Here is an 11574-nt window from a genome sequence, read left to right as displayed (position 1 = left end):
CCGCCCCTTTTTGACTACCTGTAGGTCTCGTCTCTCGTCAGACCAAGGCTGACCGGCTTGCGTGCGAGCAGAACGGGCGGGCTACACTGGGAGCGCATCCGACCGCGCGCGCAAGGAGAGTCCGTGCCCAACTACTTGAACGATGACGAGCTGGCCCACGCGAAGGGCCTGCTTGATCGAATGACGACCATCTACCAGCACACCGTCGTGGGTCAGGAAGCACTACGCCGCGCGCTCACCGCCTCGCTTCTCGCCGGTGGCCACGTCCTGGTGGAGTCTGTGCCCGGCCTCGCGAAGACGACGGCCGCGCAGACCCTCGCGTCCGCGGTATCGGGCACCTTCCACCGCATCCAGTGCACCCCCGACCTGATGCCCAACGACATCGTTGGCTCCCAGATCTGGAACCAGGAACGCGGCGAGATGGTCACCCGGCTGGGTCCCGTGCACGCCAACCTGGTTCTCCTGGACGAAATCAACCGTTCGTCGGCCAAGACGCAGTCCGCCATGCTGGAAGCCATGCAGGAACGCCAGACTACGATCGGTGGCGTCAACCATCAGCTGCCCGATCCCTTCATGGTCATGGCCACGCAGAACCCCATCGAAGAAGAGGGCACCTACGTGCTGCCCGAAGCCCAAATGGACCGTTTCCTCCTCAAGGAAGTCATCACCTATCCGACGCCCGTCGAGGAGTTTGAGGTTCTCTCGCGCATTGACAGTGGTCAGATGACAAGGCCTGCGGACGTCGTTCCGATCACCCTCGACGACGTGCGCACGCTGCAGGAAGCACGACGACGCGTTTACGTCCACGAGACCCTCAAGGCCTACATCGTCGACATCATCAACACGACCCGAGGTGCCGGCCCCAACCCACTCCCGGGCTGGAAGAAGCACGTGCGCGTGGGTGCTTCCCCCCGTGGCGGCATCGCCCTCATGCAAATCGCGCAGGCGATCGCCCTCATGGAGGGCCGCAACCACGTCATGCCGGACGACATCAAGGAAATGCGCTACGGCATCCTGCGCCACCGCATCATCCGCACCTTCGATGCCGTGGCTGACAACGTCTCCATTGAGGGACTCATCGACGCCGTTTTCAAAGCGGTTCCCGTTCCGTAAAGAACCCGGTCCCACGCCAGTCGACTCTCAAGAGGAACGCAATGCCTGTACGCTCGCGAGAAATCCACGCGCTGTCCTCCCGCATCCAGCTGCCCGTCCTGCGCAAGCTGCTATCCATCATGGATGGGCACCACTCCGCGCTTCGGCATGGACGCGGATGGGAGTTCATGGATTTAGCTCCCTACCAGCCGGGCGATGATGTGCGTGAAATCGACTGGGCGGCGACAGCCCGGACGGGTTCGCCCATCATCAAACGGCACGAGGCCACGGCGAACCTACAGGTTATGCTCGTTGTTGATACCGGTCGCGAAATGGGCGCGCTCGCTCCCTCGGGCGAGACGAAGGAAGAGGTTGCCTTGGCGGCGTGCGAGGCCATCGCATGGCTGAGCGCGGCACGCGGAGACCAGATCGGCCTCGTCGCCGGTGACGACAAGCGCGTGCGTTTCATGCCCGCCCGCTCCGGCAACGCGCATGCGGAGACGCTGCTGCGCCGCATCGAAGAGGACATCACCCTGCGTTCCCCGCATGCGAACGTCGCGAAGCTCCTGGCTCGGGCCAGGACGATCACGCGTCGGCGCAGCCTCATCGTCATCGTCACGGACAGTACGCAGCCCACCGCGTCCCCGGAGTCGAGCGACCTCATCAAGTCCATGTCCGCGCGCCACCAGGTGATTCTCATCAGCGTCGAGGATATCGATCCAACGACACTCTCAGAGGGGACGGAGGTCGTTGACGTCAACGAGGGGCCGCTACCGGATTTCCTGCTCAGAGATAACCAGTTGGCGGGGGAAGCGGCCAACGTCATGGCGATGCGGCGTGCCGCGGTCGCGCGGATGCTCGATGAGAGGGGTGTCATCCACGTGGACGTGTCGTCCAGTGAGGATATTCCTCGTGCGCTCATGCGTGCTCTTGAAAGGGGAGTTCATGTCCGGTGAGGTCACAGACGACCTGTTTAATCCGATCATCTACCCGCACTGGATGTGGGTCCTCGGGGTCACGCTCGTCATCGCCGTCGTTGGCTGGGTGTGTTTCTGCCTGTGGCGGTGGTGGACGTCCCGCATTGGTGAGGTGATGGAGCTACAGACGATTTCGGATGCGCGGCGCAAGAAGTATCTGTCGTACGTCGATCAGATTGCGGATCGCTACGCCGACGGCGACCTGGATGCTCGCGGCGTGCACCTGGCGTTGGCGGGACTCATGCGTGCGCTGGGTACGGAACGCACCGGGCGTGACCTCGAGGTCGCAACCGTGTCCGAGGTGCGTGAACTCGTGCCCGTGTGGCCGGGGCTGGCGGATGTGCTTGCGGCGTGCGAGGCCTCGAGCTTTACGAGCCAGGATATTCCGGCTGGGCGCTCCTCGCACGAGGCTGTGACGAGCGTTTTGACCATGGCGGTGGAGGCGGTGAACGTATGAGGTTCTGGTGGATGATTCCCCTCGTCATCGTCGTAGTGGCTGGCGTCACTCTGCTTGGTTGGTGGCGTGCACGCCGCGCGGGTCAGAGCACCGGCAGGAAGGGATGGGTCGCGAACTCCGGTTTCGTACGAGGCCTGCCGAAGTATCAGGCTCTCGTGCGGCGTACGCGTGCGGCCCTCGCGATGGCTTTCGTATGCTTCCTCGTCGCGGTTATTGCGACCTCGGTGTCTGCGGCCGCTCCCGTCGACACGTACGTTAAGCACGATAAATCCTCGAGCCGCGACATCGTCATTTGTTTGGATGCGTCGGGTTCGATGCTGCCCTACGATTCGGAGATCGGCGACTCCTTCAAGCAGATCATCTCGCACTTCGAGGGTGAGAGGATTTCGTTGCAGCTGTGGAATACATACTCGATGACGATGTTCCCACTCACCGACGACTACGAGATGGCCGATGACGTGCTGACGGATATGGCCGACAAGATCGACAAAGGGCTGGCGTATGGTTCCTCATTGAATGGGGATGAGGATGAGCTGGAGCGGTACCTGACGCCGACGTTCCCCAAAGAGGATGAGAAACGCGCATCTCTGGTCGGTGACGGGCTGGCCTCGTGCGTCCTCGGCTTCGACCATACGGACAAGCAGCGTTCCCGCACGGTCCTGCTGGCGACCGATAACGAGGTGTACGGCCATGGCATTTACACCCTGCCTCAAGCCATCGAATTCGCGAAGAGCCAGAACGTGACCGTCACGGCACTGTACCCCGGCTCGGTGACGAACCTGTCCGCCGACGGCATGCAGTTGCGCGATCAGGTGCGTGCCACGGGCGGAGAGTTCTATGACGCATCATCTCCTTCCGCCGTTGACGGGGTTGTCAAGCAGATCGAGGCCGAGCAAAAGGAAGAGCTGGATTCCAAGGGGAAACTGATCGAGACCGATCGCCCGCTGGGGGCCCTTGGCTGGACGCTCTTTGGTGTCGTCTCCTTGCTCGGCCTGCTTGCCTTTGGGAGGCTCTGACATGGTTTTTCGTCCCGTCATTCACCTGTTTGTGCTGGTCGTCATTGCGCTGGTTGCGGCGACCTTCGTCTTCCTGTCGGCTCGTCGGTCACTGCGCACGAACCTGATGGACGTCATTAGGCGCTCGCTCATTGCCGTCGTCGTCATCATCATGGGCGCGGGTCCCTCGATCCCTGGCACGATCATTGAAGTCACCTCAAATATCGAGGTCTACTTCGTCATCGACCGCACCGGCTCGATGGGTGCCGAGGACTGGGACGGCGAGAATCCCCGTATCGATGGCGTCCGCAACGATGTTGCCACACTCATGGGTGTCCTCACGGGAGCGCGTTACTCGATCCTGTCGTGGGATTCGAGCGTGCACACGGACATGCCGCTGACGACTGACTCCTCTGCGGTCGCGTCATACATGGCGACGTTCACCCGTGAGCTGTCCTCCTCCTCGCAGGGGTCCTCGATCAACCGTCCCGCAGCGGACCTCGCGAAGCTCCTGAAGAAAAACAAGGAACGCCACCCCGAAAATATTCGTACCGTTTTCATCCTCTCCGACGGCGAAACCTCGAACCAGGATCACTGGTCCAGCGCTCCCAGCGGCTCCGAGGACGACTGGGATGACGTCAAGCCCTACATCGACGGCGGCCTCGTCATCGGCTACGGAACCGAGGAGGGCGGCAAAATGAAGGCGGTCCGCCTCAGCAACGCCGGGGCTCAGAGTGGCGACGACGAATACATTCATGACAAGTCCCAGCCCGGTGCCCCCATCGCCATCTCGCGTATCGATGAGGCCGCCCTCCAAGGCGTCGCGTCGCGGATCGGCGTCAGCTACGTGCATTCGCCCGACAAGTCAGCGATTGACTCCTACGCGCATTCCATCCTTGACGACGCATCAAAGCTGTCCGAAGAACGGAATATGCGCGACACGTACCGCTACATCATCTGGCCCTTCGCCCTGATCCTTGGAGGACTCCTGGCGTGGGAGGGTGCAACCCTGGCACTGCGAGCCCAACAGTTGAGGAACTCCCATGCGATCTAAGCACTCAGCAAGCGACGAAGACCTCCTGCCGTTCGGTGCTCCTCAGGGCGACTCCGGTGACTTCGCCGCGCCCGCAAAGCGCGCCCCGGCCTCGTCCGGCATACGCCAGCGCTCACCGCTGGCGCTCCGCCCGCTGTGGTATTCGATTCCCTTCCTCGTGCTCGCCCTCCTGGTCGCCACGTACCTGATCGGCTTGACTCTGTGGTCGCGTTCCTCCCTGGGTCACTGGAAGGCGCAGGAATACGAGGCCGCGAAGGCCGGGTACGAGGGACAGATGGGGTGGACATCTGTCGGCATCGAACAGTGGGTCGCCCACTACAACCTGGGTACCACGTTGCTGACCGAGGAGTCCGTGGACGAGGGTGTCGCCGAGCTGCGCACCGCATTCGAGTTGGTTCCCAAGAGCATCGAGGTAGAACCTGGACGTCTGGAGTCTTCCTCCTACGAATGCCGCGTCCGCGCAAACCTGGGGCGTGGTATCGAAATGCAGGGAGATGCCAAGGACGCGGAAGGCGCGAATCTCGACGCATACAACCTGTATGCGGAAGCGGAAGAAATGCTGTCGCCCTGCCAGACGCCTGCGAACCAGCTGAGTTCAACGGGTACCGACACCAACCCCGCTGACCGAGGCAAGGAACGCACGTCGGACAAGAAACAGAAATCCGACAAGAAGAATAAGGGGGAGGACCCCAACGGAGATTCTAACGGGGATCCCAACGAGGACCCCAATAAGGGCGACGATCCGAGCAACAACGAGGATCCAGAGTCGACCCCCAGCCCAAGTCCCACCCCGACGCCAACACCGACCGAGGATCCCTTCGCGGGTGAGAACGGCGATCAGAAGCAGCGCCGTGAGGACCTCATTCACCAGAATGACGAACACAACCGTGATCAGCGTGAACAGGACGATAAGGGGCGCAGTGGTAACCCTAACGGTGCCTGGTGACCTGCGCATCCGCGTCTCATTGTGGCTGTGAAGTGCAGCCATAAAATCCCATGTCGGCCCGTTGGACCGCCAAACACCGTTAGGCTGGAATTGTGAAGGTTCTTCTCGTTGGTAACGGGGGTCGCGAACACGCGATCGCCCGCGCGCTTGTGCGAACGTCCACCCCTGAGCAGCCCGTGTCGCTGGTCGTCCAGGCCGGTAACCCGGCGCTGGAGCAGCTGGGCCGTTCACTGACCATGGATCCGCTCGACCCGAAGGACGTCGTGCGTCGCGCGACATCTGAGAAGGTCGATCTCGTGGTTGTTGGCCCCGAGGCCCCGCTCGTCGCGGGCGTCGCGGATGCGGTTCTGGACTACGGTATCCCCGTTTTTGGCCCAACGAAGGACGCGGCCCGTTTGGAGGCCTCCAAGTCCTTCGCGAAGCAGATCATGGCGGACGCCGGCGTGGCGACCGCCCGCGCCTTTACCTGCACCACCATGGAACAGGTCGAGGCTGCCTTCGATGTCCTCGGTGCCCCCTACGTTGTGAAGGACGACGCCCTGGCCGCTGGCAAGGGGGTTGTCGTGACCACCGACCGCGCCCAGGCCTCGTCCCACGCGCGTTCCTGCCTGTCACGTGACGGGGGAGCAGTCGTCATCGAGGACTACCTCGACGGCCCCGAAGTCTCTCTGTTCTGTTTCGCCGATGGTGCCACCGTCGTCCCGCTGCAGCCCGCGCAGGACTTTAAGCGCGTGGGCGACGGCAACGAGGGCCCGAACACGGGTGGGATGGGTGCTTACAGTCCGCTCCCGTGGCTGCCTGAGGAAGCAACGCAGCGCATCGTCGACGAGGTCGCCCAGCCCGTCATCACCGAGATGGCCCGGCGCGGCACCCCCTTCCGAGGCCTCCTGTACTGTGGCCTCGCGATGACCTCGAAGGGGATCCGCGTCGTCGAATTCAACGTGCGTTTCGGCGACCCGGAAACCCAGGTGGTCCTTGAACGCCTTGACTCTCCGCTCGCCCCCATCCTGTACGCGGCGGCCACCGGCACGCTCGCGAAGGTCCCCGCCCCCGTCTGGAGTGAGGACGCCGCCGTCACAGTCGTCATGGCCTCGGGCGGATACCCGGGGCGCACGGATACCGGGCACCCCATCACCGGCATCGAGGCGGCCGAGGCATTGGCGGGCGTCCACGTCATCCACGCTGGCACCTCCGAGGAGATCACCGACGACCCCGCCGACGTTGCGGCCGGGTGCTGCGGCTTTGAACCGACCTACGCGCTGGTGAACTTGGGCGGTCGAGTCCTCGACGTCGTCGCCCGCGCGGCCACGCTCGACGAGGCTCGCGCTCTTGCGTACCGGGGCGTGGAACTCATTCACTTCGACGGCGAGCACCACCGCAGCGACATCGCGACGTGGCCTGCTGACCTGGCCGTCACCCTCAACTGATCACACGACACTGAGGAGCATTATGCCCGCTTCCCTGCACGGTTGGACCCCCCTGAACTCGGGGAAGGTTCGCGACATCTACGCTCCCGACGAGGCCGTGGTCGGCCCCGCGCAGGAAGCGACGCCCGCCGAGGGCCGTCCCCGCCATGCGAAGGCGGGTCCGGAGGCGCTCCTCATGGTGACCTCTGATCGCATCAGCGCCTACGACTACGTGCTGCCCACGCAGATCACGGGCAAGGGCGCGGTCCTCAACCAGCTTGCCATCTGGTGGATGGGCAAGCTGCGTCCGCTCGTGGAGAACCACCTGCTGGCCGTCGGCACGAAGGCCCCGGCCGAGGCCTCGAGCGCCCTGGAGGGTGCCCAGCCCACGCGCTTCGAGGTTCCTGCCGAGGTCGACGGGCGTGCGGTTGTGTGCCGCAGCCTGCTCATGATCCCCATCGAGTGCGTCGTGCGCGGCTACCTGACGGGATCCGGCCTGGCGGAGTATCGAGAGTCTGGCACGGTGTGCGGTATTAAGCTGCCCGAGGGCCTGACTGAGGCCTCGCGTCTCGAGGAACCGATCTTCACGCCCGCCGCGAAGGCCGAGCTGGGCGAGCACGACGAGAACATCACCTTCGAGCAGACCGTTGAGCGTATTGGCGAGGAGCTGGCGACCGCGATCCGCGACCTGTCGATCGCCCTCTACCGTCAGGCGCGCGACATTGCTGCGGAGCGCGGCATCATCATCGCGGACACCAAGTTTGAGTTCGGTATCGATGTGGCGACCGGCGCAATTGTGCTCGCTGACGAGATCCTTACGCCTGATTCCTCGCGCTTCTGGCCCGCAGACCAGTGGGTGGAGGGCCAAGTGACCCCCAGCTTCGACAAGCAGTACGTGCGCGACTGGCTGACGTCGGAAGAATCCGGCTGGGACCGTGCATCCGGCGAGAACCCACCTGCGCTGCCTGAAGCCGTGGCCGCCGTGACCGCCGCACGCTACGTCGAGGCGTATCGCCGACTCACCGGGTCGGAGCCCATCCTGTAAACAGACTTGCCCGCCGGGCAAGGTGCACGGCGGGATCCTCACCAACAACACAAGGAGGAACGCCGTGGGGCGAATCATCGTGGAAGTGATGCCGAAGCCTGAGATCCTGGATCCGCAGGGTAAGGCTGTCGGCTCGGCGCTGCCCAGGCTCGGAATCACGAGCTTTGAGGCCGTGCGTCAGGGGAAGTGCTTCCACCTGACCGTGGACGGTCCCGTCACCGACGAGCTCCTGGACCAGGCCCGCAAGGCCGCCGAAGAGGTTCTGTCCAACCCGATCATTGAGGACGTTGTGCGTGTCGAGGCCATTGACGAGGCCGACGCCCGTTACGCGGGAGGCGCGCAGTGACCCGCATCGGAGTCGTCACCTTCCCGGGCACCCTCGATGACCGCGATGCCGCCCGTGCGGTTCAGATCGCGGGTGCCGAGGCCGTGGCCCTGTGGCACAAGGACGCCGACCTGCACGGCGTCGACGCGGTCGTGATCCCCGGCGGCTTCTCATACGGCGATTACCTGCGCTGCGGCGCGATCGCGGCGACAGCCCCCGTCATGAGCGAGATCGTGCGCGAGGCCGGACGAGGCCTGCCCGTCCTGGGCATCTGCAACGGCTTCCAGGTCCTGTGCGAGTCCCACCTGCTGCCCGGCGCGCTCATCCGTAACGACCACCAGAAGTTCCTGTGCCGTGACCAGGTGCTGCGCATCGAGAACGCGGACACCGCGTGGACTGGTACCTACAGTGTCGGCGACACCATCACCGTCCCGCTCAAGAACGGTGAAGGCAACTTCCAGGCGTCGCCCGCCGAGCTCGAACGACTCGAGGGCGAAGGCCGCGTCGTGTTCCGCTACGTTGACGTCAACCCCAACGGCAGTGCCAATGACATCGCGGGCGTCACCAACTCTGCGGGCAACGTCGTCGGCCTCATGCCCCACCCCGAGCACGCGACTGAGGCTGGCTTCGGCCCGCTCTCCCTCGGACCCGATGGAGCCAGCCACCACGGCGGCACCGACGGCCTGGGCATCTTCCGTTCCGTCCTCGCATCCCTCGTCGGCTGACGACGCCTCGCTGCACCTTCTCCCGTGAGGGTGCCTCGGCCTCGTCCATGATCTTTCGAATGGAAACACGAATGACCTCCGAAAACACCCGCGAGCTGCCCGACACCGTCGAGAACGCCGCCGCGACCCCCGGCCAGGACATGCCCTGGAAGGAACTCGGCCTCAAAGAGGACGAATACCAGCGCATCTGCGACATCCTCGGACGCCGACCCACCAACGCCGAGCTGGCCATGTACTCCGTCATGTGGTCCGAGCACTGCTCCTACAAGTCCTCCAAGAAGCACCTCGCCGAGCAGTTCGGCGCGCGCACGACCGACGCCATGAGGAAGAACCTTCTCGTCGGCATGGGCCAGAACGCCGGCGTCGTCGACATCGGCGGCGGCTGGGCCGTCACCTTCAAGGTCGAGTCGCACAACCACCCGTCCTTCGTCGAACCCTACCAGGGAGCGGCCACCGGCGTGGGCGGCATCGTCCGCGACATCATCTCCATGGGTGCCCGCCCGATCGCCGTCATGGACCAGCTGCGCTTCGGTGCCGTCGACCACCCCGACACGGCGCGCGTCGTCCACGGCGTCGTCTCCGGCGTCGGCGGCTACGGCAACTGCCTGGGCCTGCCCAACATCGGCGGCGAAACCGAATTCGACCCCTCCTACCAGGGCAACCCCCTCGTCAACGCGCTGTGCATCGGCAAGCTGCGCCACGACGACATCCACCTGGCCAACGCGACCGGCGAAGGCAACCTCGTCGTCCTCTTCGGCGCGCGCACCGGCGGCGACGGCATCGGCGGTGCGTCTATCCTCGCCTCCGAGACCTTCGAAGACGGCATGCCCGCCAAGCGCCCCTCCGTCCAGGTGGGCGACCCCTTCATGGAGAAGGTCCTCATCGAATGCTGCCTTGACCTGTTCGAGGCCGGTGTCGTCCAGGGCATCCAGGACCTCGGAGCCGCGGGTATCTCGTGCGCGACATCCGAGCTGGCCTCCAACGGCGACTCCGGCATGCACGTGGACCTCGAGAACGTGCTCCTGCGCGATCCCACGCTCACCGCGGGTGAGATCCTCATGAGCGAGTCCCAGGAACGCATGATGGCCATCGTGACCCCCGAGGATCGCGAACGCTTCTTCGAGATCATCGACAAGTGGGACGTCGAGGCCGCGGTCATCGGTCACCTGACCGGCGACGGTCGCCTCACGATCGACCACTACGGTCACCGCATCGTCGACGTCGACCCGAAGACAGTCGCCCACGAGGGACCCGTCTACGACCGCCCCTACGCGCGCCCAGCCTGGCAGGACGACCTGCAAGCCGCCACCTCCGAGGACCTTGCGCGTCCCGCCACGCGCGAAGAACTCATCGCCGACATGCGCGCCGTACTCTCCGACATCAACCAGGCGTCCAAGGCGTGGGTCACCGACCAGTACGACCGCTACGTGCAGGGCAACACAGCCCTCGCCCAGCCCGACGACGCGGGCGTCATCCGCATCGACGAGGAAAGCGGACTCGGTGTCGCTCTCTCCACGGACGCTAACGGCTGGTACACGAAGCTCGATCCGGCAGCGGGAGCCCGCCAGGCCCTCGCCGAGTCCTACCGCAACGTCGCTGTCGTCGGTGCCGAACCCGTCGCCATCACGGACTGCCTGAACTTCGGCAACCCCGAAGACACGGACGCCATGTGGCAGCTCGTCACCGCCATGACCGCGCTCGCGGACGGCTGCATCGAACTCGAGATCCCCGTGACCGGCGGCAACGTGTCGCTGTACAACTCGTCGGGTACCGAGAAGGGCCTGCCGAACTCGTCGATCAACCCGACGCCCGTCATCGGCATGCTCGGCATCCTCCCCGACGTCACGCGCGCCAACCCCTCCGGCTTCACCGAAGAGGGCCTCGCCGTCATCCTCCTGGGCACCACCCGCGAGGAGTTCGACGGCTCCGCGTGGGCGCGCATCGCCCGCTCGCACCTCGGCGGCCTACCGCCCGAGGTCGACCTGAAGGCCGAGGTCGCCCTCGGTAACGTTGTTCGAGCGCTGAGCGCCGCCGACGGCCCAGACGGTCGACCCCTCGTGCGCGCCGCACACGACCTGTCCAACGGCGGTCTCCTGCAGTCCCTCGTCGACTCCGCGCTGCGCTTCGGCATCGGCGGCGTCTTCGACGTGGCCGGTGCTGCCCGCCGCGACAGCGTCGGCGACCACGAGATGCTCCTGTCCGAGTCCCAGGCCCGCGCTTTCGTCGCGGTGCCCGAGGTGGCCGTCAAGGCCGTGTTCGCGGCCGCCGAGGCCGAGGGCGTGGACGCCATCCGCATCGGCACGACGGGCGGCGACATGCTCGCGATTAGCGGCGTGGACCTGCTCGCCGCCGAAGGCGAGGGCTGCGGCTGGATCGCCTCGATCGATGAGCTGCGCGAGCTGAGCGACACCGGACGCAAGTACTTCTGAGCTGCGTCTGAGTTGTTGCGTCTAGGGGCGCGGGCCTGCGGGTCCGCGCCCCTGTGCTGTGCGTGGCCGGATTGCCGGCGTTTCTTGTGGTGCCGCTTACGTTCCGGGCACCGGAGGTCCCGG

At 65.0% G+C, this 11574-nt stretch carries 11 protein-coding genes; all 11 read left to right on the top strand.

Translation table 11 applies throughout. The features are described 5' to 3' along the window. The first annotated feature begins 123 nt into the window (after positions 1–123). The gene (locus tag HMPREF1136_RS00650) at positions 124–1113 is read left to right on the top strand and encodes an AAA family ATPase (RefSeq protein ID WP_009647367.1); all 990 of its coding nucleotides are present in this window, start codon (positions 124–126) and stop codon (positions 1111–1113) included. 41 nt (positions 1114–1154) lie between these two features. After that, the gene (locus tag HMPREF1136_RS00645) at positions 1155–2048 is read left to right on the top strand and encodes a DUF58 domain-containing protein (protein WP_009647364.1); all 894 of its coding nucleotides are present in this window, start codon (positions 1155–1157) and stop codon (positions 2046–2048) included. Next, the gene (locus HMPREF1136_RS00640; protein ID WP_009647361.1) at positions 2038–2526 is read left to right on the top strand and encodes a hypothetical protein; all 489 of its coding nucleotides are present in this window, start codon (positions 2038–2040) and stop codon (positions 2524–2526) included. The genes HMPREF1136_RS00645 and HMPREF1136_RS00640 overlap by 11 nt, the downstream gene beginning before the upstream one ends. After that, on the top strand, positions 2523–3542 hold the full coding sequence (locus HMPREF1136_RS00635; protein WP_034504255.1) for a vWA domain-containing protein: 1020 nt from the start codon (positions 2523–2525) through the stop codon (positions 3540–3542). The genes HMPREF1136_RS00640 and HMPREF1136_RS00635 overlap by 4 nt, the downstream gene beginning before the upstream one ends. A 1-nt stretch (position 3543) precedes the next feature. Then, complete coding sequence (locus HMPREF1136_RS00630) at positions 3544–4575, top strand: VWA domain-containing protein (RefSeq protein WP_009647363.1); 1032 nt, start codon at positions 3544–3546, stop codon at positions 4573–4575. After that, the gene (locus tag HMPREF1136_RS00625) at positions 4565–5521 is read left to right on the top strand and encodes a hypothetical protein (protein ID WP_009647371.1); all 957 of its coding nucleotides are present in this window, start codon (positions 4565–4567) and stop codon (positions 5519–5521) included. The genes HMPREF1136_RS00630 and HMPREF1136_RS00625 overlap by 11 nt, the downstream gene beginning before the upstream one ends. Positions 5522–5613: 92 nt before the next feature. Further along, the gene (gene purD / locus HMPREF1136_RS00620) at positions 5614–6948 is read left to right on the top strand and encodes a phosphoribosylamine--glycine ligase (protein ID WP_009647370.1); all 1335 of its coding nucleotides are present in this window, start codon (positions 5614–5616) and stop codon (positions 6946–6948) included. Positions 6949–6970: 22 nt separating this feature from the next. Next, positions 6971–7972, top strand: a complete 1002-nt coding sequence (locus HMPREF1136_RS00615; RefSeq protein WP_009647362.1) for a phosphoribosylaminoimidazolesuccinocarboxamide synthase — start codon at positions 6971–6973, stop codon at positions 7970–7972. Between the two features lie 64 nt (positions 7973–8036). Beyond that, positions 8037–8318, top strand: coding sequence for a phosphoribosylformylglycinamidine synthase subunit PurS (purS, locus tag HMPREF1136_RS00610; RefSeq protein WP_009647366.1), 282 nt, complete (start codon positions 8037–8039; stop codon positions 8316–8318). Continuing rightward, the gene (gene purQ, locus HMPREF1136_RS00605) at positions 8315–9022 is read left to right on the top strand and encodes a phosphoribosylformylglycinamidine synthase subunit PurQ (protein ID WP_009647368.1); all 708 of its coding nucleotides are present in this window, start codon (positions 8315–8317) and stop codon (positions 9020–9022) included. The genes purS and purQ overlap by 4 nt, the downstream gene beginning before the upstream one ends. 71 nt (positions 9023–9093) lie before the next feature. Continuing rightward, positions 9094–11451 carry a phosphoribosylformylglycinamidine synthase subunit PurL gene (gene purL, locus HMPREF1136_RS00600; protein WP_009647365.1) on the top strand — a complete coding sequence of 786 codons (2358 nt, stop codon included), beginning with the start codon at positions 9094–9096 and terminating at the stop codon, positions 11449–11451. Positions 11452–11574: the final 123 nt, after the last annotated feature.

The sequence above is a fragment of the Actinomyces sp. ICM47 genome (genome assembly GCF_000278725.1).
GTDB lineage: Bacteria > Actinomycetota > Actinomycetes > Actinomycetales > Actinomycetaceae > Pauljensenia.
Note: the sequence above shows the minus strand (reverse complement) of the source record. Positions and strands in the feature narration are given on the sequence as shown.

Bases quoted from the DNA above. Each gene is read 5' to 3' on its own strand.
- HMPREF1136_RS00640 (WP_009647361.1), top strand. From the start codon at position 2,038: ATGTCCGGTGAGGTCACAGACGACCTGTTTAATCCGATCATCTACCCG.
- HMPREF1136_RS00645 (WP_009647364.1), top strand. From the start codon at position 1,155: ATGCCTGTACGCTCGCGAGAAATCCACGCGCTGTCCTCCCGCATCCAG.
- HMPREF1136_RS00615 (WP_009647362.1), top strand. From the start codon at position 6,971: ATGCCCGCTTCCCTGCACGGTTGGACCCCCCTGAACTCGGGGAAGGTT.
- HMPREF1136_RS00635 (WP_034504255.1), top strand. From the start codon at position 2,523: ATGAGGTTCTGGTGGATGATTCCCCTCGTCATCGTCGTAGTGGCTGGC.
- HMPREF1136_RS00625 (WP_009647371.1), top strand. From the start codon at position 4,565: ATGCGATCTAAGCACTCAGCAAGCGACGAAGACCTCCTGCCGTTCGGT.
- purL (WP_009647365.1), top strand. From the start codon at position 9,094: ATGACCTCCGAAAACACCCGCGAGCTGCCCGACACCGTCGAGAACGCC.
- HMPREF1136_RS00630 (WP_009647363.1), top strand. From the start codon at position 3,544: ATGGTTTTTCGTCCCGTCATTCACCTGTTTGTGCTGGTCGTCATTGCG.